This is a genomic window from Nitrosospira sp. Is2 (genome assembly GCF_033095785.1).
In the GTDB taxonomy this organism is placed as follows: Bacteria; Pseudomonadota; Gammaproteobacteria; order Burkholderiales; family Nitrosomonadaceae; genus Nitrosospira.
On record NZ_CP137134.1, the window covers coordinates 1,620,247 to 1,647,171 of the forward strand.

24 protein-coding genes are annotated in these 26,925 nt (G+C 53.9%); 10 read left to right on the forward strand and 14 right to left on the reverse strand.

The window, feature by feature from the left end; all coding sequences use genetic code 11:
- Positions 1 to 285 precede the first annotated feature (285 nt).
- Entirely contained in the window at positions 286 to 1,431 is a 1,146-nt protein-coding gene (locus tag R5L00_RS07125) for a PEP-CTERM sorting domain-containing protein (protein WP_317653955.1), read from the forward strand.
- Positions 1,432 to 2,409: 978 nt separating this feature from the next.
- Here the strand turns inward: R5L00_RS07125 and R5L00_RS07130 are convergent.
- A complete protein-coding gene (locus R5L00_RS07130) occupies positions 2,410 to 2,742 on the reverse strand; it encodes a hypothetical protein (RefSeq protein WP_317653956.1) in 333 nt (110 codons plus the stop codon).
- Between the two features lie 945 nt (positions 2,743 to 3,687).
- Here R5L00_RS07130 and R5L00_RS07135 point away from each other — a divergent pair.
- The 5 genes from R5L00_RS07135 (at position 3,688) to R5L00_RS07155 (ending at position 13,784) form a co-directional block, all read left to right on the forward strand.
- Entirely contained in the window at positions 3,688 to 6,615 is a 2,928-nt protein-coding gene (locus R5L00_RS07135; RefSeq protein ID WP_317653957.1) for an ATP-binding protein, read from the forward strand.
- A 59-nt stretch (positions 6,616 to 6,674) separates the two neighbouring features.
- Positions 6,675 to 7,880: a response regulator gene (locus tag R5L00_RS07140; RefSeq protein ID WP_317653958.1), complete on the forward strand. Its 1,206-nt coding sequence runs from the start codon at positions 6,675 to 6,677 to the stop codon at positions 7,878 to 7,880.
- Positions 7,881 to 8,016: 136 nt separating this feature from the next.
- Positions 8,017 to 9,060, forward strand: coding sequence for a YheT family hydrolase (locus R5L00_RS07145; protein ID WP_317653959.1), 1,044 nt, complete (start codon positions 8,017 to 8,019; stop codon positions 9,058 to 9,060).
- 323 nt (positions 9,061 to 9,383) lie between these two features.
- Positions 9,384 to 12,890, forward strand: a complete 3,507-nt coding sequence (gene dnaE, locus R5L00_RS07150) for a DNA polymerase III subunit alpha (RefSeq protein WP_317654139.1) — start codon at positions 9,384 to 9,386, stop codon at positions 12,888 to 12,890.
- A gap of 162 nt (positions 12,891 to 13,052) precedes the next feature.
- A complete protein-coding gene (locus R5L00_RS07155) occupies positions 13,053 to 13,784 on the forward strand; it encodes a YggS family pyridoxal phosphate-dependent enzyme (RefSeq protein WP_317653960.1) in 732 nt (243 codons plus the stop codon).
- Here R5L00_RS07155 and R5L00_RS07160 read toward each other — a convergent pair.
- The 5 genes from R5L00_RS07160 to R5L00_RS07180 form a co-directional block, all read right to left on the reverse strand.
- On the reverse strand, positions 13,750 to 14,013 hold the full coding sequence (locus R5L00_RS07160) for a YfhL family 4Fe-4S dicluster ferredoxin (protein WP_107694628.1): 264 nt from the start codon (positions 14,011 to 14,013) through the stop codon (positions 13,750 to 13,752). The genes R5L00_RS07155 and R5L00_RS07160 overlap by 35 nt on opposite strands.
- A gap of 7 nt (positions 14,014 to 14,020) precedes the next feature.
- Positions 14,021 to 14,506, reverse strand: coding sequence for a pantetheine-phosphate adenylyltransferase (coaD, locus tag R5L00_RS07165; protein WP_107694629.1), 486 nt, complete (start codon positions 14,504 to 14,506; stop codon positions 14,021 to 14,023).
- On the reverse strand, positions 14,475 to 15,044 hold the full coding sequence (rsmD, locus tag R5L00_RS07170) for a 16S rRNA (guanine(966)-N(2))-methyltransferase RsmD (RefSeq protein ID WP_317653963.1): 570 nt from the start codon (positions 15,042 to 15,044) through the stop codon (positions 14,475 to 14,477). The genes coaD and rsmD overlap by 32 nt, the downstream gene beginning before the upstream one ends.
- Positions 15,045 to 15,104: 60 nt before the next feature.
- Positions 15,105 to 16,415, reverse strand: coding sequence for a pitrilysin family protein (locus R5L00_RS07175; RefSeq protein WP_317653964.1), 1,311 nt, complete (start codon positions 16,413 to 16,415; stop codon positions 15,105 to 15,107).
- Between the two features lie 70 nt (positions 16,416 to 16,485).
- Complete coding sequence (locus tag R5L00_RS07180) at positions 16,486 to 17,892, reverse strand: M16 family metallopeptidase (RefSeq protein ID WP_411555611.1); 1,407 nt, start codon at positions 17,890 to 17,892, stop codon at positions 16,486 to 16,488.
- A gap of 105 nt (positions 17,893 to 17,997) precedes the next feature.
- On the opposite strand from R5L00_RS07180, the gene ftsY reads away from it, so the two are divergent.
- From ftsY to rpoH, 4 genes are all read left to right on the forward strand, one after another.
- A complete protein-coding gene (gene ftsY, locus R5L00_RS07185; protein WP_317653965.1) occupies positions 17,998 to 18,981 on the forward strand; it encodes a signal recognition particle-docking protein FtsY in 984 nt (327 codons plus the stop codon).
- A gap of 27 nt (positions 18,982 to 19,008) precedes the next feature.
- On the forward strand, positions 19,009 to 19,662 hold the full coding sequence (gene ftsE / locus R5L00_RS07190; protein WP_107694633.1) for a cell division ATP-binding protein FtsE: 654 nt from the start codon (positions 19,009 to 19,011) through the stop codon (positions 19,660 to 19,662).
- Positions 19,659 to 20,567, forward strand: coding sequence for a permease-like cell division protein FtsX (gene ftsX, locus R5L00_RS07195; RefSeq protein ID WP_107694634.1), 909 nt, complete (start codon positions 19,659 to 19,661; stop codon positions 20,565 to 20,567). The genes ftsE and ftsX overlap by 4 nt, the downstream gene beginning before the upstream one ends.
- 96 nt (positions 20,568 to 20,663) lie before the next feature.
- On the forward strand, positions 20,664 to 21,512 hold the full coding sequence (rpoH, locus tag R5L00_RS07200) for an RNA polymerase sigma factor RpoH (RefSeq protein WP_107694635.1): 849 nt from the start codon (positions 20,664 to 20,666) through the stop codon (positions 21,510 to 21,512).
- A 125-nt stretch (positions 21,513 to 21,637) separates the two neighbouring features.
- Here the strand turns inward: rpoH and R5L00_RS07205 are convergent, their stop codons facing one another.
- From R5L00_RS07205 to R5L00_RS07240, 8 genes are all read right to left on the reverse strand, one after another.
- The gene (locus R5L00_RS07205) at positions 21,638 to 21,886 is read right to left on the reverse strand and encodes a BolA family protein (protein WP_107694636.1); all 249 of its coding nucleotides are present in this window, start codon (positions 21,884 to 21,886) and stop codon (positions 21,638 to 21,640) included.
- Positions 21,887 to 21,958: 72 nt separating this feature from the next.
- A complete protein-coding gene (locus R5L00_RS07210; protein WP_107694637.1) occupies positions 21,959 to 22,714 on the reverse strand; it encodes an ABC transporter permease in 756 nt (251 codons plus the stop codon).
- Complete coding sequence (locus R5L00_RS07215) at positions 22,711 to 23,637, reverse strand: ABC transporter ATP-binding protein (protein WP_107694638.1); 927 nt, start codon at positions 23,635 to 23,637, stop codon at positions 22,711 to 22,713. The genes R5L00_RS07210 and R5L00_RS07215 overlap by 4 nt, the downstream gene beginning before the upstream one ends.
- A gap of 104 nt (positions 23,638 to 23,741) precedes the next feature.
- On the reverse strand, positions 23,742 to 24,035 hold the full coding sequence (locus tag R5L00_RS07220) for a lipid asymmetry maintenance protein MlaB (RefSeq protein WP_107694639.1): 294 nt from the start codon (positions 24,033 to 24,035) through the stop codon (positions 23,742 to 23,744).
- A 1-nt stretch (position 24,036) separates the two neighbouring features.
- Entirely contained in the window at positions 24,037 to 24,678 is a 642-nt protein-coding gene (locus R5L00_RS07225) for an ABC transporter substrate-binding protein (RefSeq protein WP_317653967.1), read from the reverse strand.
- Between the two features lie 61 nt (positions 24,679 to 24,739).
- Positions 24,740 to 25,225: an outer membrane lipid asymmetry maintenance protein MlaD gene (gene mlaD, locus R5L00_RS07230; RefSeq protein ID WP_107694641.1), complete on the reverse strand. Its 486-nt coding sequence runs from the start codon at positions 25,223 to 25,225 to the stop codon at positions 24,740 to 24,742.
- Positions 25,225 to 26,022, reverse strand: a complete 798-nt coding sequence (mlaE, locus tag R5L00_RS07235; protein ID WP_317653968.1) for a lipid asymmetry maintenance ABC transporter permease subunit MlaE — start codon at positions 26,020 to 26,022, stop codon at positions 25,225 to 25,227. The genes mlaD and mlaE overlap by 1 nt, the downstream gene beginning before the upstream one ends.
- Entirely contained in the window at positions 26,015 to 26,827 is an 813-nt protein-coding gene (locus R5L00_RS07240) for an ABC transporter ATP-binding protein (RefSeq protein WP_107694643.1), read from the reverse strand. The genes mlaE and R5L00_RS07240 overlap by 8 nt, the downstream gene beginning before the upstream one ends.
- Positions 26,828 to 26,925 lie beyond the last annotated feature (98 nt).

A 26,925-nucleotide genomic window follows, 5' to 3' on the forward strand; every position in this document is an offset into this window, starting at 1 on the left:
TAGCAGAACGCTCCAGACAGCGCGTTATTTCTAATGATGCCGACTTTACGCGTATGCAAGGGGCCCCTCTATTAAGCGATACTCGGGATTCTCTGCCTTGTAATGATCACGGGTTTCTGGATGAATACGGAAGCAGAGTCAGCGAATAGGCTCTGCTTCCGTAGCCGGCATGGCGGCATCAGGTCTGTTCTCCCGACATCGAAGCTCCCTTTTGACAATTCAGCCACCAACATCTACATTGAAACAACGAAACCTTTAAGTTTCAGCTCTTGCCGGAGAAGCGCCGTGCAAAAAACTCATTGCCCTAAAGTCCGCAGAGTCAGGAGCTTCGTCACAGCATTCCTGAGCATGAGCCTTGGCCTTGTAGCGCCTGTTTTCGCTACCGAGGTCCCCATCATCGTAAACCCGGATGGTAAGCTGACCTACATTGGTGCTCCGGTCGGCGATGGCAGCTGGGACAACTGGGCCGTAGGCATCAACGATAAGGGGCAGGTGGTCGGATATCCTAACATCGGAGACGCTTATGCGGATTCCTACATCACCGGTCCAGCCGGAGTGGGAAATAGTTATCTCGGTACATTGGGGGGGAACTACAATTTCGCCGGCGGAGTGAACAATGCCGGACAGGTGATAGGAGCGTCAACCTTAACCCTATCCGGAACTGGAAGCGATCCATACCACGCCTATATCACTGGTCCCAACGGTGTGGGAATGAAGGATCTGGGCACCCTCGGCGGCGATAGCAGTTCCGCCAGCGCCATAAACGATGCCGGTCGGGTGGCAGGATCTTCTACCTTGGCAGACGGTTCTGCGCATGCTTTCATCACCGGCCCCAATGGAGTGGGGATGACCGATCTGGGTACGGTTAGTCAGGGTTTCATAACTGACATTAACGCAGCCGGACAGGTGGTAGGATATTCAGACACCGGAAACGGTCTTTCACGCGCCTTCATTTCCGGCCCCAATGGCCTGGACAGGACCGATCTCGGTACACTGGGGGGGAATAACACTGTCGCTACTGCCGTCAACGACGCTGGCCAGGTAGCAGGATACTCCAGCCTGACGGACGGTTCTACGCATGCGTTCCTCACCGGTCCCAATGGCGTTGGCATGACCGATCTCGGCGCACTGGGGGGAAATAGCACTTTCGCCAGTGCCATTAACGACGCCGGCCAGGTGGTAGGGCATTCTGGCCTGGATTATGGTTCTTCTCACGCCTTTATCACCGGCCCCAATGGCGTCGGGATGACCGATCTCCAGCCTTTACTGGCTCCGCATGGGGTATTTTCGAGCCATGCTGTCGGAATTAATAATCTGGGCCAAGTGATCGTCAACACGAGCTTAGTCCCCGAGCCCTCCTCCTATGTCCTGATGCTGGCCGGTCTGGGCCTTCTGATAGGCTATATGTCGCGTTGTCGCCCCATTGCTTAGCCGGACACACCCCTCCGGAGGTCACGAGCGGAATGCCTTTGTCAGCTTTTTTAGCGCATGACGTTCTCTCCCGGGCAGAATCAAAGACCCACGCTAAGCACTCCGATAGAAAAGAAGATCATCTCTGAGCCCTTACCTGACTTTACTATTCCCGCGCGGTAACGTTCGTATCGCCGCACGACGAGTATTTCCTTGCGCGTGTTTGGTGCGACAACGTACGGAACAACTCTAGAGCTAGCGTACCATTTCAAAACAGCAATTTTGCTGGATTGAAAAACGGGACGGCCATGAAAAATACCTTCGCTTTAAAAAATATTACTCGATCTATCATGATTGCCAGCGTGATGTTTGGGGTAACAGGCGTTGTTCACGCCCAAAGCAGCGCCGCAAAAAAGCCAAACAGTTCTACCTCCAACCCGGGTTCGCACGCGTACGGAAAAGACCAATCAAAGGACTATGCAAAGTCACAGGGGTCAGGCTTCCACGCGTACGGAAAAGACCAATCAAAGGACTATGCAAAGTCACAGGGGTCAGGCTTCCACACGTACGGAAAAGACCAATCAAAGGATTATGCAAAGTCACAAGAGTCAGCCGGCTCCACCGGTCAGGCTACCGGGATGGGATCGAGCTCCTCGCAGGGCTCCAGCACCTCTGGAACATCTGCAGGATCAGGAGGGTATTAGCCACGGCCTGCTTCTTTAAGATCAGTCACGCAAAGGCAGGCAGACAATAATCCGGTGTTTCCGGGGACTCGTTTAAGGAAACGCCGGGTTAACCTGTTCATTGTTGACACGCGACCTTCCTGCCCAGCATTGCGATGTGCAGAGCCAAGCTCAAGAGGCTGTGCTATGGCTATTTCTAGAAGAACGCAGAGGAAGTGGCCAGATAACCAAGATGCTAGCGCCCGATCAGTCATCAACTTGACGAGAGTTTGTTACGATCCTGTTGCGAACCTGCCCATCTCTTCCCCGTGTGAAGTTAAAAATCAATCCGCGCGCTGATTGCGTCGTACACCTTTGAGCTGAAAGCGGCAGCCTGGTGAATGATTTCCTCCTCTGCCTGATCTTGAACCCTTCCTGTTTTATACAGTTTTTCTCCGATTCTGAACCCGTTCTCCCACGCGGCGTTACATATCGGATTACCAAAAATATGTTTCTTCTGTGCGATATGGGCCGCTAATCCGCTCAAAAACTTATCGTGAGTGCCGGAAAAATAGCCCCCTACGGTACACAGCCGATAATCCTGCTCGCTCGCGAAGCTCACACTCGAAAAGCCTATGAAAAACATGATAACAATCCCCCGCATTCTCATGATCTTTTCCCCCAATTAAGTGCAGCATTAATGTTAAGTGATTACATGCCTGGCGTGAGACTCTGCCACCTCGGACTGTGGCATCTCCGCTCCGTCAGGTTCCGAAGTTTATTGCCTCGTAGTAGGGGGAACCCAGCCTAATTACGCAATCCGTTGGGATAGGGTAGCCGGAAATGCCCATAGTTTCGAATCCTGCGCCTGAATCTTCCTAAGACAAGAATCCATCGATGTAATGCCCCCGCGAATGCCAATTTTAACGAGGCAGGCTCCTGCCCGCCCTCGTCCGGCGGACCTTTATTTGCGCCCGGTCCGGACGAAGCGCTGGTGACATTTTTCTTGCCTATTCCCTGCCACCGATTTAACAGGTTTTTACATCGCTGTTTGTCGAAAGGCTCCCATTTTTCCGGGATAAGATGGAACCCGAGTTGATTGAGCCGCTGTAGGACATCTGGACATGGTTCGCGCGACAAAGGGATTTGGTGGTCGCGAACGTGGCGTCGTACGTGCCAAGGAGGGGTCCATTGGACCAAGAAAAAAGTGCAAGAAATGATATTGAACGTTTCGAGCAACCTGGGGGTAGGAACACTAGCCGCGCAAAATCACAATCCGCTCAACCAGCCTGCGCATGAATATCACCTTTCGCTCGACAGGTACCAATGTTCGGTCGAGTCTGTCGTCACCCCTCCAATCCATCAATACTCACTGCGGGATACAGTTTGAGATTTCTTGCTGCCTGTAACCGCCTACTACCTCGCCGGCTGCTTTTCGCGGAAAGAACAGGATGAATACCCATTAACCAATTGCGTTCCATTGCAACCGGTCCCGACAGTTGGGATCGCGGATGGAACGAATGCCTTCGCTAAAAAGCCTTCGAATTCCGACACCACGCTGACCGCTTTAATACCATTGCGCCCTCTGGCCCTGATCCATTCAGCAGAATTCGATATGACGATCCGCAAACTCAGCCACATCTTTTATCTTGTAACAGGGCTGCTCATTCTTCTGCTTACGCTGTTTGTCTCTCTACGCTTTTTTGAGCAGGGCAAGCTTACACAGGCGCAGGATACCCGTTACGCCGCCTCCCTGATTGCAGATGAACTGCGGCAATCCTCCGACGACCTTACACGTTTGGCACGAAGCTTTACGACTACCAAGGACCCCAAGTTCGAGCAAATGTATTGGCAGACGCTCGCCATTCGAAATGGAGAAATGGCGCCTCCGCGTCACTACGAACGAGGTTACTGGAACCTCATCATCGGGGACCCCGATTTTAAGCCACAGTATGAGACCACGAAAATCTCTTTGCGTGCTCGATGGGAGAAACTCGGACTTACACGCGCAGAGGACGCTAAATTGGAAGAAGCAGAAAATAATTCAAACTCGTTGGCGCAGACGGAGACCACCGCGCTAAACGCGGTAAAAGGTCTTTTCCGGGACGACGCCGGCCGGTTTGTCGTCAAAGGCAAGCCTGACCACGAACTGGCTCGTGATATTTTGAACGATGAGGCATATCACGCTGCTAAAGCCAAAATTTTTCGGTTAGTCAATGAATTCCATGAGCTGAACGACCAGCGTACCCGCAACATTGTCGATGTTGCCGCACAACGTACAAGGTTTTACGTTTCTTGTGTCTTCATCACCCTCGCAGGTCTTCTCATATGGCTTATTCTTTCTTATTTTATCGTGAGGCGAAAGGTTGATAGCCTGGAATTACTCGAACTCCATACCAAAAATACCAGCCAGGGGAACGGCGCGCCTCAATTAGACCTTGATGCACAAGATGAGATTGGTCAGCTTTCGCGTACCGTAGCCACGGTGCACCACGAACGAGAACGCTACAACAAGGAGCTGGAAGCCATGGTAGCGTCGCGCACTGCCGAGCTGGAGCATGCCCGGCGCGATGCTGAACAGGCGAATCGAGCTAAATCAAATTTCCTCGCTGCGATGAGTCACGAGATTCGGACGCCCATGAACGGGGTGATCGGCATGATCGATGTGCTGCATTACACCAGCCTGCGGAGCGACCAGGTGGAAATGGTTGATCTGATGCGTGAATCAGCGTTGGCGTTGCTAAGGATCATTGACGATATCCTGGATTTTTCCAAGATTGAGGCCGGCAAGCTTCAGATCGAGCACGGCGCGGTATCCATAGCCGAGGTCGCAGAGAAAGTCTGCAATCTGTTAGATCAACTGGCACAGAAAAAGGGGGTCGAACTTGCCTTATTCACCGACCCCAGGGTTCCCCTTGAAGTAGTAGGGGATGCGTTACGGCTGCGCCAGGTCCTTCTTAATCTGATCAGCAACGCCGTAAAATTTTCGGCCGATCAGCGGCGGCAAGGAAAGGTATCAGTACGCGTATTGCCCGTCCAACAGAACGGGAAGCAGATATTTGTCGAATTTCTGGTTGTCGACAATGGCGTTGGGATGGATGAAGAGACCAAGGCAAAGCTGTTCACCCCCTTTACACAAGCAGATGTTTCAACCACGCGGCGCTTTGGCGGTACCGGATTGGGACTGGTCATTTCACGTAACCTGATTGAACTGATGGGAGGGGAAATCAGTGTCGAAAGCGCGGTGGGAAAAGGCAGCACGTTTTCCGTACGCCTGCCGTTCGAGCCACGGAAGGCGGCAAACCCCCAGATGGACTCTCCAACGTCCGAGGTTGCCGGCTTGTCGTGTCTCGTTGCAGGAAGCGCAGATGGTGTTGGGCCCGACCTTGCCTTCCACCTGGAGCACGCGGGCGCATGTGTAGAGCGCGTTCCGCATCTTTCGGACATCAGCGAGTGGATCGGCCGCTGCCGACCTGGGCTATGGATAGCGGTAATCGATGCGAAAAACACTACGCCCGCGCTGGAGAGCCTGAGTGCCGCGCTTTACGCAAAGCCCGGCCTGGACCTGCGTTTTGTCATTGTCGGGCGCGGCAAGCGACGCTCGCCGCGCCTGCGGGAAAACGGTGTCATAACCATAGACGGGAACCTGCTGCCCCGTCAATCCTTGTTCAAAGCTGTGGCGCTTGCGGCAAACAGGACACAAGAAGAAGAAATATACCGGTTTCCCGCTCAAGAGGACGTTCTTGGCTTTTCCCCGAATGTCCAGAGCAGGGAGCATTCACAGGTAATCCTGGTAGCCGAGGACAACGAGACCAATCAGGAGGTGATCCGACGCCAACTAGCCTTGCTCGGTTATGCAATCGCCGTGGCCGGAAATGGACGCGAAGCATGGGAGTTGTGGAAAACCGGCAAGTATTCGCTGCTGTTGACCGATGTGCATATGCCCGAAATGGACGGTTATGAGCTTTGCGCTGCCATCAGGGCCAGCGAGACCGGCTCAGCCCATGCTCCTATCATAGCCATCACGGCTAACGCCCTGAAGGGCGAAGCGGAGCACTGCCGCGCCATGGGTATGGATGATTATCTGAGCAAACCGCTTCAGCTAAAGGATTTGAAGAAAACATTGGAAAAATGGCTGCCGTTTGCCACACGCGCCGGTCTCGTTGACGCTCCCGCGATTGTTGATGCGTCGCCAACCCCGCCGCCCCACACGAATTCGGTGCCCATCGATATTACTGTTCTTGAAAGATTGGTGGGAAACGACCCTGCTGTGATTAAAGAATGCCTGCAGAGTTTCCGGAAAACGGCGACAAAGACTAGCGGTGAATTAAAGGCAGCTTACAGCGCTGGACAAACGGCACAGGTCGGCGAAGCCGCGCACAAGCTCAAGTCTTCCGCCCGCTCCGTCGGCGCTGTTTTCCTGGGTGAGTTATGCGCCAGTATGGAAGATGCCTGTTCTACTAAAAAGACGGCGCAGCTGGATAGTTTTATCCATCGCTTCGAGACTGAAATAGCTGCCCTGGATGAGTATCTTGGCTCGTAATAACGAAAATGTTGCGGCCTTCCAAAAACAGACGGGGACTGAATGGTCGCAGGGCCTTTATGATGGGTAAGCCCTCAAGACCCGCGGCGACAATACTCATAGCGTCGGACAATATCGCAGATGGCGAACTGATAAAAACGATCCTTGATGCGGAGTTTGACAATGTATTCATTTCGACTGCTCCAGACAGGATAGTAGAAGATTTTGAGCTGCGGCGACCGAATGTGCTGCTGCTTGCGTTCGATTCCCTGGAAAAGTCAGAACACTATTATCACGCTCTCAGAACGCGTAGCAACGAGGCTGGGACGACGGAACATCGCGTGATCGTTCTCTGCGACAAGAACAATATCGGGCGTGCCTACCAGCTATGCAAGAAGGAGCGTTTTCACGACTACGTGTTTTTTTGGCCGATGACACATGATGCGCCGCGTTTGCTCATGTCATTGCATCTGGCAATACGTGAACTCACCATGCTTGACGCTAGCCCGACAGCCGAAGAATTTGCGGCTCAAGCGCGGCGCTTGAGCGAAATGGAGACACTCTTGCATAAGCACGTGGCGCACGGAAATCGTGAAATCGAGATTGCCGACTCGGCTATGCGAAAAGCGGAGCGAGAGATCGGCGCGGCTCTGGACGAGTTCTCCCGGCAGCTTGCGCAGGAGGGGCCGCCCGATGTTGGCGAACACGGATTAACAAAAAAATTTGACTCGTTTAAGCAGAACGAAATAGACCCGCGCCTGCGCAGTTTCGAGGAAGTGACTCAACCATTGAAGCTCTGGATCGATGGCTTCAGTCAAGAGTGTGTTCCTCACATTAAAGCAGCCCGTACGCTTAATGAGATGGCTGATCGGTTACAACCGACTGTGTTGGTTGTGGATGACGATGATTTTCAGCAAACAATCGTGGCGAAGATACTCGAGCCCTTGAACTATCGGGTGCTTTATGCTGAGAGCGGGCTTGCTGCACTTGAAATATTGCGGAACGTGCGACCGGATCTTGTCCTGATGGACCTTATGATGCCGGATGTTAATGGCATCGAAACCACGCGCCGGCTAAAAGCGATGCCTGCTTTCGCAAATCTGCCAGTAATGATGATGACGGGAAAAAGTGAAGGCGATATTGTTATCGAGAGCCTTCAGGCGGGCGTGATCGACTTCGTCGTGAAGCCCGTCGAGCGCGAGACCCTGATCGGCAAGGTGGCCCAAATTCTGCGGACGACGAAGATGAATCGGGCCTTGGCTCAAAAAAAATGGGACGATCTTTAGGTAACGGCCGGGACACTCAAGCTCACGTTATTTTGCTGTACGCCTGGTTTTTTTGTTATAGTTGAATTCAGGTTAACACGACTTTTTCATTCTCAGGCGTTCGCTCGAACCCGGCAAAGCCTAACTACGACTCAGCGTGAAAATCTCATCTTTCCCTCTGTGCGCCAGACCCTACGAGGCTCCTGGCTGGCTCCGCGGGGGGCATGCCCAAACAATTTACCCTTACTTTCTGGCACGGCCTGCGATCGTTTACCGTCGCGAGCGCTGGGAATTGGACGATGGCGATTTTATCGATATCGACTGGCTCGATAACGTAGCCGATGCGCCGCTGGTTGTGCTATTTCATGGGCTTGAGGGAAGCTCATACAGTCACTATGCGCTGAGCATGATGGCGCTGCTGAGGCAATTGGGCTGGCGGGGAGCAGTGGTGCATTTCCGGGGTTGTTCCGGATCGCCCAATCGGCTCGAGCGTGCGTATCATGCCGGCGATTCGACTGAAATCGACTTCATACTCCGCCGGATAAGCCAGCAGAGCAAACGTCCGGGATACAGGCTGCCGATTTATGCGGTAGGGGTTTCACTTGGTGGTAACGCATTACTGAAATGGCTGGGCGAGCAAGGACGACAGGCCTCCCAATTGCTGGATGGCGTCGTAGCGGTTTCAGTACCGTTGGATCTTGCAGCTGCTGGGGGCGCCCTCGCTTCAGGCTTCAACCTGCTCTACACCCGTCATTTTCTCGACACGTTGAAGTACAAGGCGCTTGGGAAACTTGAGCGCTTTCCGAGCCTTTTCGATTCTGCCGCAGTCGCGGGGTGCACGACGCTGTACGAGTTCGACAATTTGGTAACAGCCCCGCTGCATGGCTTTCGCGACACTGAAGACTACTGGGAGCAATCGAGTAGCAAGCCCTGGCTCAGGCATATCGAGGTGCCCACGCTGGTCATTAATGCCTTGAACGATCCTTTCATGCCGGCTTCCGTGCTGCCACAACCTTATGACGTCTCCTCTGCCGTTGTTCTGGAATTTCCGGAGGAAGGAGGACACGCGGGATTTTTACATTCGCCGTTTCCAGGCAAACTGACCTGGCTCCCGGAGAGAATTGTCAGTTTCTTTGGCGAACAGGGCGGCCGCACTGCCCTCCGACCCATTAATACGGTTCCTGAGTTCCAAATTTCCTGAACGCAAGTTATCTATTGGCCTAGGGGCTTTCCATCTGCACTGCGCGACCCCCGGAAGCGACCCCCCGGGCCGTACATCTTCCGTCACATCACTGGCCGGCTCGCATATATCGTCATAGTTCATTCTGGAATATCTTGCGGTTATCTCGCGATGCCGGGAGAAGCTAGATAACGTGGATGCTTTTCGAGCAGGCGGGAGTTAGTACTTTCATTTGGTGTAAAATTGAAATCTGCTTTAGCTCTACTTGGAATTAAATCTGTTGCTGACGTACCGGCTTAACCGGGATGGTATCAATAGCAGCCAGTGAATCGGTCATGCCCGTTATGCCCACACAGCCAATCTTCATTCACCTGCGGATGCACAGCGAGTATTCCGTTGTGGACGGCATCGTACGGATCGACGAGGCCGTGGCAAAAGCAGCTGCCGAGGGCATGCCGGCGCTGGCGCTAACGGATCTTTCCAACCTGTTCGGCCTGGTAAAATTTTATCAGGCCACTCGCAACAACGGAATTAAACCGATTGTCGGCTGCGATGTCTGGATAAGCAATGAAACGGACCGCGACAAACCCTCTCGTATCTTGCTGTTATGCCAGTCCCATCCCGGTTATCTGCTGTTGTGCCGTCTTCTCTCGCGCGCCTACCGTGAAAATTATCATCGCGGGCGCGCCGAGATCCGAAAGTCCTGGCTAAGAGAAAACAATTTCGGCACGAATGGGCTTATCGCCCTGTCGGGCGCGAATCTCGGCGAGATTGGTCTTGTGCTGATGCAGAATGATCCGGCGCAAGCTGATACCCTGGCAAGAGAATGGGCCAGTCTCTTCCCTGGTCGTTTTTATATCGAAGTGCAGCGGGCAGGACACCCGAATACGGAGGCAGTCGTGCAGCGCTCGCTGATGTTGGCCTCGGCCCTGCATTTGCCCGTGGTTGCGACGCAGCCGGTGCAGTTTCTTAACCCCGAAGACTACCGCGCACACGAGGCGCGCGTATGCATAGCGGAAGGTTATGTACTCGGCGACCGTCGCCGACCGAAACATTGCACAGAACAGCAATATTTTAAAAGTCAGGCCGAGATGGCCGAACTGTTCGCCGACATGCCAGCGGCGCTCGCCAACAGCGTGGAAATTGCCAGGCGGTGCAACCTGACACTGGAATTAGGCGTGAATCGCCTGCCATTGTTTCCTACCCCCAACAACGAGAGCCTGGAGCTATACCTGCGCAATCAGGCTATCTCAGGCCTGGAAGCGCGCATGAAGACGCTTTTTCCCGATGCTGTCGAGCGAGAAGTGAAAATGCCCAGTTATCGGGCGCGGCTCGATTTCGAAGCTGACATCATCGTCCAGATGGGGTTTGCGGGCTATTTTCTCATTGTTGCCGATTTCATCAATTGGGCCAAAAGCAACGGCGTGCCGGTAGGGCCCGGCCGTGGCTCTGGCGCAGGCTCTCTGGTTGCATACTCGCTGGGAATCACCGACCTTGACCCCCTTCGTTACGATTTGCTTTTCGAGCGCTTTCTCAACCCTGAACGCGTATCCATGCCTGACTTCGACATCGACTTCTGCCAGGACGGACGCGAACACGTGATCGAATACGTGAAGCAGAAGTATGGCGCCGAGAGCGTTTCGCAGATTGCCACTTTCGGAACCATGGCAGCGAAGGCGGTAGTGCGCGATGTCGGTCGGGTGCTGGATCTGCCTTACAGTTTCGTCGATCAGTTGGCCAAGCTGGTGCCATTCGATCTGGGCATGACACTTAAGAAGGCGCGTGAGGAGGAACCGCAACTGAATGAACGAGCGGAAGCGGAAGAAGAGGTGCGTAATTTGCTGGAACTGGCTGAGCGTCTCGAGGGGCTTACACGCAACGTGGGGATGCATGCTGGGGGCGTACTGATCGCATCCGGGAAGATCACCGATTTTTGCCCGGTCTATTGCACGGATTCCGGGGAGTCGGTAATAAGCCAGTTGGATAAGGATGATGTCGAAAAAATCGGGTTGGTAAAGTTCGACTTTCTGGGGTTGCGGACGTTGACCATACTCGACTGGACGGTACGATATATCAGGCAGCGTGAAGAAGGTAGCTCGACTCAGGCCACGGGCGCCCAGTCCTTTTCCCTTGCCTTTTGCCTCGAAAATCTGCCGTTGGACGATACCGCCACTTATGCGTTATTGCGCCAGGGTAATGCGGTGGGCGTTTTCCAGTTCGAATCCCGCGGCATGAAAGATCTGCTGCAGCGGGCAAAACCGGACCGATTCGAAGATATCATCGCGCTAGTGGCGTTGTACCGACCGGGCCCAATGTCCCTTATTCCCGAGTTTACCGAACGCAAGCACGGCAAACGTGTGGAATATCTCGATTCACGCTTGCAGCCCATACTTGAGCCCACTTACGGTGTGATGGTCTATCAGGAACAGGTCATGCAAATCGCGCAGGTTATTGGGGGGTATAGCCTTGGCAGCGCCGATCTGCTTCGGCGGGCCATGGGGAAGAAAAAACCCGAAGAAATGGCGTTACAGCGGGACATTTTCGTTGCCGGGGCGGTCAAGAATGGCATGGCGGAGCGGAATGCGGCCGAGCTCTTCGACCTGATGGAGAAGTTCGCCGGCTATGGATTTAATAAATCGCATGCGGCCGCGTATGCCCTCATCGCCTTTCAGACCGCTTACCTGAAAGCGCATTATCCGGCGGAATTCATGGCCGCGACCCTTTCCGCTGATATGGACGATACGGACAAGGTCCACTCCTTCTTCGAGGACAGCATTGCCAATGGGCTGGTCATGCTGTCACCGGATATTAACCTGTCCGGTTATCGCTTCATTCCTGTGGACGCAAAAACCATACGTTATGGGTTAGGCGCGGTAAAAGGAACCGGGGAATCCGCGATTATGGCAATTATTAAAGCGCGCGAAATGAGCGGTCCCTACCAGGACCTGTTCGATTTCTGCCATCGGGTGGACAAGCGGATCGTCAACCGCCGCGTGGTTGAGTCGCTAATTCGCGGGGGCGCATTCGATTCCATCGATCGTCATCGAGCCGGCCTTCTCGCATCGGTAGGCATTGCACTCGAATCGGCCGAGCAGGCTGGACGTGCGGCCAACCAAGTCACGTTGTTCGGAGAACGCGATACGCCCCTGGAAAGATCCAGCCTGCTGAATGTGGCGGCGTGGCCGGAGAAGGAAAAGCTGAAAAACGAGAAAATGGCGTTGGGATTCTATTTGAGCGGCCACCCATTCCACGCTTACGCGGACGAATTGAAACATTTTGTACGTTGCCGCCTGGACCGGCTGAACCCACAGCGAGAACCGCAACTCCTTGCTGGCATTGTCTACGCAATGCGCACGCAAGTGACACGTCGCGGCCGGATGGGAGTGATCGTATTGGATGATGGCAGTGCACGCGTGGAACTGGTGGTATATAGCGAGCTATTCGAATCGGCACGAAACTGGCTGAAGGAAGATCAGTTGCTCGTGGTGGAGGCAAGAGTGAACAACAAGGGTGGAGAGGATGAGTATGGACTGCGGATTACGGCCGATCAGCTGTTCGATCTGAGCAGCGCCCGCTCGCGCTATGCAAAACGCGTTGAACTTCGTTGCACCGGATCCTCCGATGCCCGAAGACTGAGAGAACTGCTAGGACCCTACCGCGGTAACCGCGGCAATGCGGGTAGAGTCAGCGGCGGAAATAACTTTTCCTGCCCGGTCTTCGTGATCTATCGCAACCACAACGCGACATGCGAGCTCTCGCTGGGCGAGGCGTGGCGGGTGAGCCTCCATGAAGATTTGCTGCAATCGCTCGAAGCTCATTTCGGGCCAGAACATGTAAAAGTGATCTACTGACCTGCCGGAGTGATCGAACAGTACTGAAGTGCCTCGTGAACGCGAGGGTGGCTTGACCGTAAAGATGAGTGCCACTACTATGCTGATGCCCCATCAACTTTTTTCCTCATGGGCGAGTTGTACGAGGGGGTAAGATAAGTAAGGTAAATCAAGAAGGAAGAAATGGAACCAAACACGACAACCATCGCCTCGGGTCTTCAAAAGGTGAGAGGGCGTATCAAGGAGGTTGCGGAGAAAACAGGCCGGCAACCCGAGTCGATTACGCTTTTGGCTGCAAGCAAGACCAATCCGGCCGAGTGCCTCCGCGAAGCCTTTGCCGCGGGTCAGACTATTTTCGGGGAAAATTATCTCCAGGAGGCCCTGGTAAAAATCGCGGCGCTCCCCGATTTACCCATCGAGTGGCATTTCATAGGGCCGATACAGAGTAATAAGACCCGCCGTATAGCGGAAAATTTTACCTGGGTCCACAGCGTGGACCGGAAAAAAATTGCCGACCGCCTGTCCAAAGATAGGCCTGAATCGTTACTCCCCCTCCAGGTATGCCTGCAAGTAAACGTGAGTGGTGAACATAGCAAGAGCGGCGTAGCGCCCGATGAAGTCGCCGGCCTCGCGGCGCATATTGTCACCTTGCCGCGGCTGAAACTCAGGGGGGTGATGGCTATTCCCGAACTTACCAGGGCCACCGCCCTGCAGCGCAGCCAATTCCGGATGGTAAGAGAAGCGTTCGATCTCTTAAACCACGCGGGTTATGGTCTTGATACGATTTCCATGGGAATGACGGAGGATCTTGATATAGCGATAGAAGAAGGCGCGACCATGGTTCGAGTGGGCACCGCTATTTTCGGTCCCAGACGCTACCTTATCCCTGAGGAACTTGCTGCCCGGAAAGACTGAGGTATTTTTCGTACAGCTGCTCTTTTGTCTCAGCTATGTCCGGATTAAGGACGATGCAATCCACGGGACATACTTCCACGCATTGTGAAACCTCATAATGCCCCACGCATTCCGTGCACCGAGCGGCATCGATCTCATAGATTTCCTCTCCGGACGAAATAGCGTCATTTGGACACTCCGGCTCACACACATCGCAATTAATACATTCATCAGTAATTATTAAAGCCATATCAACCTCAAGATTGCGTTTCGATTCTCATCCGCAACTGCTCGGCTATAAAGGGATGCACAAATTTATCCACACTTCCGCCGAGCAGTGCGATTTCCCGTACTATAGTGGCGGATACGAACATATATTGCTCCGACGGTGTCAGAAACAGGGTTTCGACATCAGGATATAAGCTACGGTTCATGCCAGCCATCTGAAACTCGAACTCGAAATCGGAAACGGCGCGCAGTCCGCGCAAGATGACTCTTGCGTCCTGTTGTTGCGCAAACTCCATCAGCAGACCCGAAAATGACATTACCTGGACGTTGGTGTAGTCGACCAGTACTTGCCGCACCATCCCCACCCGCTCGTCCTGAGTAAAAAACGGCGCTTTACTCCTACTATCCGCCACCGCAACCACCACCTGGTCAAACAGGCTTGACGCCCGCCTAACCAGATCCTCGTGACCCCGGGTGATAGGATCAAACGTTCCCGGGTAGATCGCTTTTTCCATGTTCTAAGGATTTTAAAAGTTGGTAAAATACCTTGCCCGCGCGCCCCTGCCGCCATACCTGCCACTCCGCACGCGCCTCAGGAAGGCTGTCACTTTCCACATAGACGAGCCCGCCCGGAGAAAGGTGCCCATGGAGCCTTGATAGCAGCTCCGGTAGCAACCCCAGGCGATAGGGGGGATCAAGAAAGATTACGTCGAACCGACGCGCATCCAAGTCGATAAAATGGGACGCATCCATCGCCACCAACTCCACTTGCAAAGCTCCAAGTTTCAGCGAACTAGCCCTCAGCGTTGTCATTACGCCGGGGCTGGATTCCACCATGACGACCTTCCCGGCTCCACGTGACGCCGCTTCAAAGCCCATGGCGCCGCTCCCCGCGAACAGATCCAGGCAGCATTTCCCGCTCATATCCTGTCCCAACCAGTTGAAGACGGTCTCGCGCACGCGATCGGGCGTCGGCCGCAACTCAATCTTGTCGGGAAATGCGAGGACGCGGCTTCGCCACTCGCCGGCGATGATGCGAACTTTATTTTTCACCAATACGAATGTCGAGAATAGAGGTGCGTTCGACTGGAACGATCCAGGGAAATAGCTGTTCTATTCGGTTCCCACAGCCCCGACCACGACAGTTACCATCCCGTCTGGGTTGATGCGTCGCTGAAACGCATCCTTGACCTGGGAAACGGTTGCCCTTTCCACCGCTTTTACGTAGTCATCCAAGTAGGTGAGGGGGAGATTATAAAAACCAATCATCGCAAGAAATCCGATAATCTTCTTGTTGCTGTCGATACGCAAAGGAAAACTGCCAATAATATTTTGTTTGGCTTCCACAAGTTCTTTTTCTGTTGGGCCGCCAGCCACGAAATCTGCGAGGACTTTTCGAGTTAGCAAGAGCGCATCTTCTGACTGTTCCTTCCGGGTTTGCAGTCCTATCTCGAAAGGGCCTTTTTCTCTGAGCGGCGCGAAATGGCTGTGCACGCTATAAGCCAAACCTCGTTTCTGGCGGATCTCTTCCATCAGGCGGGAGGTGAATCCTCCCCCCCCCAATATATGGTTACCAACCAGCAACGGAAAATAGTCGGGATCGACGCGCCGGAGTCCGGGATAAGCGAGCACTATATGGCTCTGGGTCGCAGGGTGGGCAATCTTTCGGGTGTGGGGGGCCGGCGGCGTCACCTCAGGCAAAACATCAGCCGGCTTTCCTTGCGGTAACTCTTTCGTCAGTGATTCGGCAATCGCGGCAGCCTCAGCGCGGCTTACATTCCCCATGATCGCAACTACCGCGTTGCCGACGGTATAACGGGAACGGTAGAAATTAGCCAAATCGTCGCGTTGCAACCCACTTACGCTGTCAACCTCGCCCGAACTGCGCAACCCATAGGAATGGTTACCGTAGAGCATCTTCATCAACAGGCGGTCGGCAATAGTGCCCGGTTTGGTGTCGGCTTCCTTCAATCCCGCGATTACCCGAGCCTTTTCCCGTTCCAGCACGTTCCCAGCAAACTCCGGGTGCTGGATGACGCGGCCAAATATATCCAGCGCCTGACCGCGCTCTCTTGCGCTGCTCAACGTGCGCAGCGAAATACCGGCCCGATCCTGATCGAAATGGGCCCCCAGCTGGGCCCCAACGTCGGCTAAACCTTTCGCAACCTGATCTTCGGTCAATCCACCGGCGCCCAGACTCAACAGATGCAGGGTTAATCCGGCACGGCCCGATTTATCCGCCGTGTCGGTACTGCTTCCTGCGTCGAAATCTACGCTGACATCGAGTATCGGTAAATCCCGGCTTTCTATGAAATATACCCGGGCGCCTGAAGGTGTTTGCCAATGCTCGATGGGCAATGTAGCCAAGGCCCATTGTGAACAGCAACTTAACAGCAGTAAAAACATGAAGCGCATCACATGCATTGCGGCCTCTTTAGAAAACGCTCTTGAAAGCTAAACGGAAACAGGAATAGATCAGCAGGATTTCATAGCCTTAATGCCTCAATAACGCAGGCGGGGCAGAAGGTGTTTTCTGCTCCAGCGGTTGCGGATCCAGTACCGCAACCGTGAGGACGTCATCCGTCAGGTATTTCTTTGCCACGTCCCGTACCTGTTCCGCGGTGACAGCTTTCAACCGCTCAAGAATCGTATCGATATCACGATATGACAGTCCAATGCTTTCCAGTTGGCCGATTTCCATTGCCTGAAAAAACATCGAGTCGAGCTGGAAGACATGAGCGGCCACGACCTGAGCCTTAACACGGACGAGTTCCTCCTCGGTCACGCCCTCGCGTACAATCTTTTCCACCTCGATACGCAACGCGGCTTCAAGATCAGCCGGGGTTTTGCCCTCGCTTGGCGTGCCGTTCAGATAAAACATGCCCGGGCCCCGCGCCGTGGAATCGTAGCTCGCCCCCGCTGAACTCGCAATGTGCTGCTCGCGCACCAGCGTTTTATTAAGACGTGCTGATTCGTTTCCATCCAGCACCCCTGCGAGCATCTCGAGCGCGTAGGGTTCCCAATCGGTAGCCGGGTTACGCAACGCCGGGGCATGGTAAACCATTGCAAGATAGGGCAATTGCGCCGGCGCCTTCACCGTGATCCGCTTGATCCCGACCTGTTTCGGCTCCATCTGTGGCTTGCGCTTATCCAGTGGTAATGGCACCCCCGACTTGATAGGTCCATAAAACTTTTGCGCCAGGGCAAAGACCTCCTTTGGGTTGACATCGCCTACCACGACCAGAACAGCGTTATTTGGCGCATACCATCGGTCATACCACGACTTCGCGTCTTGAACGGTCATGTTTTCAAGGTCATTCATCCAACCGATTACGGGTTGCCGGTATGGGTGTGCCTGATAAGATGTGGCCATCATTTTTTCATGCACCAGAGCGCGGGCTTGGTCATCGGTACGCAGGCGGCGTTCTTCCATCACAACTCTGATCTCTTTCGCGAATTCTTCTTCCGTCAGTATCACGTTGCGCATCCGGTCGGACTCCAACTCCATCGCCAACGGCAGCCTGGATTTGTGCAATTGCTGGAAATAGGCGGTATAGTCGCGGCTGGTAAAGGCATTCTCTCGACCCCCCGCGGCCGCGATGCGGCGAGAAAACTCACCCCCGGGAACCTTTTTCGTGCCCTTGAACATCATATGTTCCAACACATGGGCCACGCCGGTAACGCCGTTTACTTCATCAATACTTCCAGCCTTGTACCAAATCTGCGAAATTACGACTGGGGAACGGTGATCCTCCCTGACAATCAGCCTAAGACCATTGGCAAGCATGTACTCATGCGTTTGAGCGGTGTCAGCAAGGAGACTCCCCGGAAGCAACAAAGCGAACAGCATCGCGAGCGACCGCAAGCCTGCCGGAAACAGGAGGAAATACCGATAACTCATCATTTTTTTAACAACCTAAAGCCGGGTAAACAGATAAAATCGGAAATAACACCGCGATTGCGGGGTTTCGGTATTGAATTCCGACTAATATAACAGCCTACCAGAATGCCGAGTTTCTTCAACTCTAAAAATAATACCGAGACCGCGGACTCCCCTTCCCATTGGGCGGCAAGGGTAAGATCCGGACTCTCGCGCACCCGCCAAAACCTGGGTAAACACTTATCCGGTCTCTTCGGCAGCGGCAAAATCGACGAAGCCCTCTACGAGGAGCTGGAAACCGTCCTGCTCATGGCCGACACTGGTGTGAGCTCGACCACTTGGCTGCTCGACGAACTGCGCAGGCAAGTCAAACGCAATGGACTGACCCAGGCGGCGCAACTCAAGGAAGCATTGCAGGAAGCACTCATCGCGCTGCTTGAACCCCTGTCGCTACCTCTTGAAACTGGGGCCAGCAAGCCTTTCATCATTATGCTTGCGGGTGTGAACGGCGCCGGAAAAACAACATCCATTGGTAAACTTGCGCATCATTTTCAGCTACAGGGAAAAACCGTGCTGCTCGCGGCCGGCGACACTTTTCGGGCGGCTGCGCGCGAGCAGCTTATGGCGTGGGGCGAGCGTAATAATATCGCTGTGATTGCGCAGGAAAATACCGGGCAGCAAAAAGGGGATCCTGCCGCCGTTATATTCGATGCGGTCAACGCGGCGAAAGCTCGCGGGATCGATATCGTCCTCGCGGACACTGCCGGGCGGCTGGCAACGCAATTGCATCTCATGGAAGAAATCAAGAAAGTGAAGCGGGTCATTGCCAAGGCAGAGCCGGGCGCGCCGCATGAATCGCTGCTGGTGCTCGATGCAAATACCGGCCAGAATGCCATTGCTCAGGTTCAAGCGTTCGATGATGCGCTTGGTTTGACCGGCCTCATCGTCACAAAGCTGGATGGCACTGCCAAAGGAGGGGTGATCGCCGCTATCGCCAGGCAACGCCAGGACAAGCAGCCACTACCCATCCGCTTTATCGGGGTAGGCGAGGGCTTGGACGATTTGAGGCCGTTTGCTGCAAGGGAATTTGTGGAGGCGTTGTTTGATTGAAAGCCCGGGCCATTATCGTAACAAAGAATGATTAGCTTCAGTCAGGTCTACAAGCGTTACCCTAATGGCTTCGAAGCCCTCAAGAATGTTTCTTTTACCCTTGAGACAGGGGAGATGGGCCTGATCACGGGCCATTCGGGCGCAGGTAAGACGACATTGCTAAGACTTATTGCCGCCATCGAGCGTCCCACAACCGGCAGTATTATCGTCAACGGCCAGAACGTTAGCGCGCTCAAGAGTGGCGCAATTCCATTCCTGCGACGAAACCTCGGGCTTGTGTTTCAGGATCAGAAAATCCTGTTCGACCGCACTGTTTTTCAAAACGTATTGCTTCCACTGCAAATCAGCGGTTTTAGCTCAAGGGCGGCAACGGGACGGGTGCGTGCGGCGCTGGATAAAGTAGGTCTGCTGAACCGGGAAAAAGCACGTCCCATCACTCTTTCGGGAGGTGAGCAGCAACGCCTGTGCATTGCCCGCGCCATCGTCAACAGGCCATCAATACTCATCGCTGATGAGCCTACCAGTAACCTCGATCCGGATTATGCGAAAGACATCATGGACATGTTCGTATCATTTAATCAGGTGGGCGTCACCGTCTTGATTGCAACCCATGACGTCCAGCTGCTCAGCAGTATGCAGCCCCACATCTTTAAGCTCAGTCACGGCGGGCTGGCGGCATGAGCGTCTGGCTTTCTCATCATTTTTACGCTTTTGCAGTTGCAATAAAGCGCCTGGCGCGTGCGCCACTGGGCAGCCTGCTCAGCATTGCAGTCATCGGGATCGCCTTCAGCCTTCCCGCAGGAATTTATGTGCTGCTGGAAAACCTTCATTCGCTCTCGGGGCAATTCTCCGCAACGCCTCAATTGAGCCTGTTTCTAAAGCTTGACGCAGACGGGGAGGCGGTAGCCGAAATAGAATCCCGCTTGAAGCAACACCCGGATGTCGCCAGTTTCAGGTTCATTCCCAAGAATAGCGCACTGGAGCAGCTCAAGCAAAGCTCAGAAATTGGTGATGTAATGGATGGCCTCGAGCGCAATCCTCTGCCGGATGCTTTTGTCCTAAGCGCCAAGAGCATTGCTCCGGAGCGCCTGGAAGCGTTGCGCAAGGAACTGACGAAGCTGCCGCAGATCGAGCATGCCCAGCTCGACTCGGCCTGGGCGAAACGTCTGGACGCCTTGCTTAAGCTGGGGCGGGCGGGCGTACTGATGCTTGCCGCTTTGCTGAGCTTCTCGCTTGTGGCGGTGGCATTTAACACCATTCGGCTGCAAATAATGACGATGCGGGATGAAATAGAAGTTTCCAAGTTGATTGGCGCAACCAAAGGCTTCATTCGCCGGCCTTTTCTGTATTTTGGCGCCATTCAGGGAGCGGTCGGCGGCGTGGCGGCGTGGCTCATTATTTCTTGGGGAATCTATCTCGCGGACGAGCAACTGAAAGACCTGATGGAACTCTACGAAGTGAATTTTCGCCTATACCATCTCTCACTTGAAGATAGTTTGAGCTTGTTGCTGTTTTCGGCGCTGCTGGGGTGGACTGGGGCGTGGTTGTCAGCTACAAATCAGTTGTGGCGCATAGAACCTCGATAATTCATCAGCTTAAGAGCACTAAAGAGGGAACTTTCGTACGCTGTTGGCGCTCTCAGAGGAAAAGAATTAAACTTTGCTAAAAACTAAGGAGGTTACATGACTTTTGCTCTAGCCGTACCCTCAGCAAGCGGCAGCATTGAAAGCTACATTCAGTCCGTTAATGGCTTTCGCATTCTTTCTCAGGAAGAAGAAATCCGTCTGGCGCGTTCGCTGAGAGATGAAGAAAATATCGACGCGGCTCGTCAGCTGGTGCTGTCACACTTGCGTGTGGTAGTGGCCATTGCACGCGGTTATAAAGGTTATGGCCTGCCCCAGGCCGACTTGATACAGGAAGGCAATATCGGGTTGATGAAAGCAGTCAAACGCTATGATCCCGAGCGTGGGGTGAGACTCGTCTCATTTGCGGTACATTGGATCAAGGCGGAAATCCACGAATTCATACTTCGGAACTGGCGACTGGTGAAGATTGCCACAACCAAGGCCCAGCGAAAACTATTCTTCAATCTTCGGAGTATGAAGCCGGTTCTCGATACCATGAATCCCGACGAAGTCAATGCCATTGCGAGGCAGTTGGGGGTCAAGGCCGAAGAAGTCGTAGAAATGGAGACGCGGTTTAGCGGCCGTGACATCTCGCTCGAACCGATGTCCGATGACGACGAGGACGATACATTCAGCCCGATCGCCTATCTCACCGATGGCTCGGAACCCCAGCAACAGCTGGAAACAGAAGAGACCCGGCGAGTGCGAGGAGAAGGACTGGAACGCGCGCTCGCAAGCCTCGACTCGCGCAGCCGTCGCATTATCGAAGCTCGCTGGCTGCGGGAAAAAGACACCGCCACACTCCACGACCTTGCTGACGAGTTGGGCGTTTCGGCTGAGCGTATCCGACAGATTGAAGTCAAAGCGATGCAAAAAATGCGGACAGCCATGGGGTCGATTGCATAGGAGCGATGGGGACTGCCCCGAATATTAAGTCTTGCGGATGATCGTAAAGAAAATCGCGGTTTTGACTTTGCCAAGCTGTTATACGGTAGCGTAACTTCGCAATTTATCCATACGGAGCCGCGATATCAGGTTGGGTTGCTTTCATTCCACTGCTCAGGGGTCAGGGTTTTCATGGAAAGCGCATGGATTTCCTGCTTCATCCTGTCGCCAAGGGCGCCATAAACCATCTGGTGCTGGCGCACCATATTCTTTCCGCGGAATTCAGCGCTCACGATAACTGCGCTGAAATGATAACCGTCGTCTCCCTCAACGTGCACCAGTTCACACGGCATGCCCGCCTCAATCTGACTTTTTATGCTCTCTGCTGTAACCATTCTTCGCCCTGTAATCAAGTCATCCAAGAAACCTCTGAATAAATCCTTCAGGGACCCTTGGTCAGAGGTCCTCTAATGCCGAATCTTGTATCCGCTCTTCAGCATCTTCAACGTCACCCATGATACCGCTATAAAGCACATCGCTACAATCCCGAGGCTGATATAGGGCGAGATATCCGAGGCATTAAAAAAACCATAGCGGAAACCGTCGATCATATAGAAAAACGGATTCAAGTGAGACAACTGCTGCCAGAAAGGCGGTAGTGAATGAAGGGAATAGAATACGCCCGATAAAAAAGTCAGCGGGAGGATGACAAAGTTTTGAAATGCCGCCAGCTGATCGAATTTGTCCGCCCAGATGCCCGCGATAATCCCAACTGCACCCAGCAACGCGCTTCCTACCAGGGCGAATAGAAATACCCATGGAAATGAGGCTATAGGGATATCAAAAAACCCAGTTGTAACGATATATACCCCCAACCCAACCGCGAGTCCGCGCGCAACTGAAGCCAATACATAGGCGAAAAAGATCTCCCGGTAGGAAAGCGGCGACAATAAAACAAAAACCAGGTTACCCGTGATCTTCGACTGGATGAGGCTGGATGACGAGTTGGCGAAGGCATTCTGCAATATCGCCATCATGACCAGTCCCGGAATCAGAAAGACCGCATATGCTACGCCGGGGAATGCCTCCACGTGCGCTTCAAGCACGTGCGAGAAAATCATGAGATAAAGCAGCGTGGACACCATGGGTGCAAATACCGTTTGAAACCCAACCTTCCAGAATCGCAGCAACTCTTTATGCAGCAGAGTAAGAAACCCGGTCATGGCGCCAAAGCTGCGGAGGGCTTGGTGCCGGGGCCGGTGATGTTCACGAATACCTCTTCGAGATCAGGTTGCAGAATCTCCATTTCCAGAATGCACGTTTTTGCCAGACGCAAGGCGGCCAATACGTCTTCGATCTGCGAATAGCCCTTGAGTGCCAGAATGTGAAATCCATCATCCTGCTGACTTGCCAGGGGCTGCAGCGTAGGCGGCAGTATGTCCGGCGATAACCGCAGACGCACGGAGCACCCGGAGATGCTGGCGATGAGATTCCTGATACTGTCGAGAGCCACGACCCGCCCTTGCTTCAGCATCGCCACCCGGTTACACAGTGCTTCAGCCTCATCTAGATAATGAGTGGTGAGTACTATCGTGTGACCGTCGCGGTTCAATTGCCTGATAAAACGCCAGAGTCCCTGGCGCAGTTCCACGTCTACCCCCGCAGTCGGTTCGTCAAGCACGATTACCGGTGGTTTATGAACCAGCGACTGAGCCACCAGGACACGTCGTTTCATGCCGCCCGACAGTGCACGCATGTTGGCATCCGCCTTGCTGACAAGATCGAGATGGTGGAGTATCTCCTCTATCCACTTCCCATTATTTTTCAGGCCGTAGTACCCGGATTGAATGGCGAGTGTTTCACGGACAGTAAAGAACGGATCGTACACCAACTCCTGGGGTACGACGCCCAGCATGCGGCGAGCTTGACGATAATGCATAACAACATCGTGTCCCATGACGCTGACGCTGCCGCTGCTCGCGAGGGTCAACCCGGCAATGATATTGATAAGCGTGGTTTTACCGGCACCGTTGGGGCCGAGCAGGGCAAAAAACTCGCCTGCTTCTATTTCGAGGTCTACACCCCCCAAAGCAGGAAAATTGCCAAAGCGCTTGTGCAGCTGTTTGACTTCGATTGCCAGTGCCATTGAGGACGCAGGATTATGGAAGATGCGGCGGGTCAGGTGCTTGCCACCACCCGCGAGCTGGGAGAACCCCGCGTGCGAGCACGCGCTTGAGCTTTTGCGGGCGTTTATGCCAAATGAACCAGGTCCGCAACCCCGTACAGGCGAACAAGGCTTTGCAGTTTTGGCGGCATATTTGTAAAACACATCCGGCGTCCGCTGCGGTTAGCCTCGCGCTGCCATTCCAATAACATACTGACGGCCGACGAGTCCACTTCGGTTACTCCCCCAAGGTCAACCACTTGGTTATCGCCGTTAAATAGGGCGGCGCCCCGCGCAACCATCCCGACAATAGTATCGATCGTGGCCGCTCCCTCGACACTCAGCTCGCCGCCCTCGCCTAAAACCACGTCAGCGCTCATGTTATTGGGCTAGTGCCGCCTTCTTATCGGATGCAACTAGAGAGCGATTTTTTTCTGCCAAGGTCTTGAGGAGCTTTTCCACGCCCCCCTCACGCACCTGGTTATTGAAGGTGCTTCGGTAATTTGTCACCAGACTTACTCCGGCAACCGTCACATCGTATACCTTCCACCCGTCACCGGTTTTTTCCATGCTGTAGTCGATGGGAACCGGTTCCTGACCCTGATCTTGTATTACCCTGGTTTTTACGGTGGTATCGGTCTCCCCTCCCTTGTTTTTCAGGGGTTCAACCTTGATAGTGGCGTCGCTATAGGAAGAAAGCGCGTTGGAATATGTGCGGACGAGGAGCGTTCTGAACTCTTTCACAAGCTCCTGTTGCTGGTCGGGCGCGGCCTTGGACCAGTTCTTGCCCATCGCCAGACGGGTCATACGGTTAAAGTTGAAGTGCGGCAAAATCTTCGCTTCCACCAGATCAAGAATTTTCGCTTTATTGCCTCCGCGAATATCCTTATCCTGCCTCACGATTGCAAGCACCTCCTGGGCCGTATTGTCCACCAGTGTATCCGGACTGGTTTCGACCGCCCACGCCGGGACCGCCAGCAACCATGCAGAAAGCATTAGAGGGATACCAAGATTTTTTTTCATAAGTTCCTCGCTTAAAATTTACTTAGACCAAAGATTGAATCTGCCCAGCTGAAAACCCTCGTCAGTCTGCCTCGGCCTTTTCCTTCCCGTCGCTCTCGGACGCCTTGTTGAACAGGAATCGTCCAATCATCTCTTCCAAAACCAGCGCAGAATTGGTTTTCATGATCTTGTCACCACTCTTCAGCACTGCCTCGTCACCCCCCGCTGCGAGCCCGATGTATTGCTCGCCTATGAGGCCGGACGTCAGGATACTCGCGAAAGTGTCCTTTGGAAACTGGTAACGGCTATCGATGTTCATGATCACCTGGGCATCGAAAGTTTGCGTGCTGAACTGTATATCCGTCACGCGCCCAACTACTACCCCTGCACTTTTTACCGGCGCCCTGACTTTCAAGCCGCCGATATTTTCGAAACTTCCCGTCACGGTATAGCTGTCATCCGCGCTGTAAGTTCCCAGATTTCCCACCTTGAAAGCCAATACCAGCAATGCGCCGATTCCGGCTATGACAAACATTCCCACCCATAAATCCATTGTTGTTCGCTGCATCAGCTCATTCCCCTGAACATGAATGAGGTCAAAACAAAATCGAGACCGAGAATCGCCAGCGAGGAAGTCACGACGGTACGCGTGGTAGCGCCCGATACCCCCTCCGCCGTGGGTGACGCATCATAGCCTTCAAATACCGCTATTGCAGTTACCGCCACGCCGAAAACGCAGGTCTTTATGACGCCATTGACGATGTCATAACGGAAATCCACTGCATTTTGCATTTGCGACCAAAAAGACCCGTCGTCCACCCCAATAAGAACTACCGCTACCAGATAACCGCCGAATATGCCGATCGCGGAAAACAATGCCGCCAGAAACGGCATCGAGATCACTCCAGCCCAGAACCGTGGAGCGACTACGCGCGCAATAGGATCGACTGCCATCATCTCCATCGCCGCCAGTTGCTCGGTCGCTTTCATCAGGCCGATTTCCGCGGTAATTGCTGATCCGGCGCGGCTGGCAAATAGTAGCGCCGCCACCACCGGCCCCAGCTCGCGTAATAGCGACAATGCCACCATTGTGCCCACGGCCGATTCGGCGCCATATCTCTGCAATGTCTCGTAGCCCTGTAAGCCGAGGACCATGCCAACGAATAACCCCGATACGATAATAATGATTAACGACAGTACGCCCGTGAAGTATATCTCGCGGATGATCAGGCCGAAACGCCGCAGGCTGGTGCCGGATTTCAGCAGTGTCAGCAGGAAAAAGCGGCTGGCATAACCCAGTCGCCAAATACTGTCGATTACGCGATGACCGACCCCGCGGATCCCGACAACAATGCGTCTAGGCAAAACCGTTCTCCAGTCTCAGATCACTCGCATATGCCGGGGCCGGGTAGTGGAATGTAACGGGTCCGTCTTCTTCACCATGCACGAACTGATGCACGAACGGCGCAACTGACTCGCGCACTTCCGCCGGGGCGCCATGTGCCGCAATCACGCCATCGGAAATGAAATACACATAATCCACGATTTTCAGGGACTCCTGCACATCGTGCGTGACGACGATCGAGGTCATGCCCAATGCATCCGTCAGGCGGCGGATCAAATTACCGATGACTGTGAGCGAGATCGGGTCCAGCCCGGTGAAAGGCTCATCATACATGATGAGGACCGGATCGAGCGCAATGGAGCGCGCCAGCGCCACCCGCCTCGCCATTCCTCCGGAAAGTTGCGCGGGCATCAAGTCGTGCGCGCCGCGCAGGCCGACAGCCTGCAGTTTCATCAGGACCAGGTCGCGGATCATGGATTCCGGCAGATTAGTATGTTCCCGCATTTGAAACGCGACGTTATCGAATACGGACAGATCAGTAAATAACGCGCCGAACTGGAACAGCATGCTCATTTTCCGGCGCATGTGGAAAAGCTCGTCCCGCGTCTGCTCATGCACGACCTTACCGGCGAACTTGACATATCCCGAAGAGGGCCGAACCGCCCCGCCGATGAGGCGCAACAAAGTAGTCTTGCCGCTGCCGCTGCCGCCCATGATGGCTATGACCTGGCCGCGGTGCATGTCCATGTCGATCCCCTTGAGAATCGGACGCTCTCCGTAGGAAAAGGTCACGTCCCTGATTTCAATTAAAGCGTCGGGTGCCATTCTGGAAAGAGAATGCGTCGTTCGGGGATGTCGATTTTAATCTAAATGCGCATGCAGCACATAATTCTATCGCGAGCGGAGACGGCGTTAATCCCTTT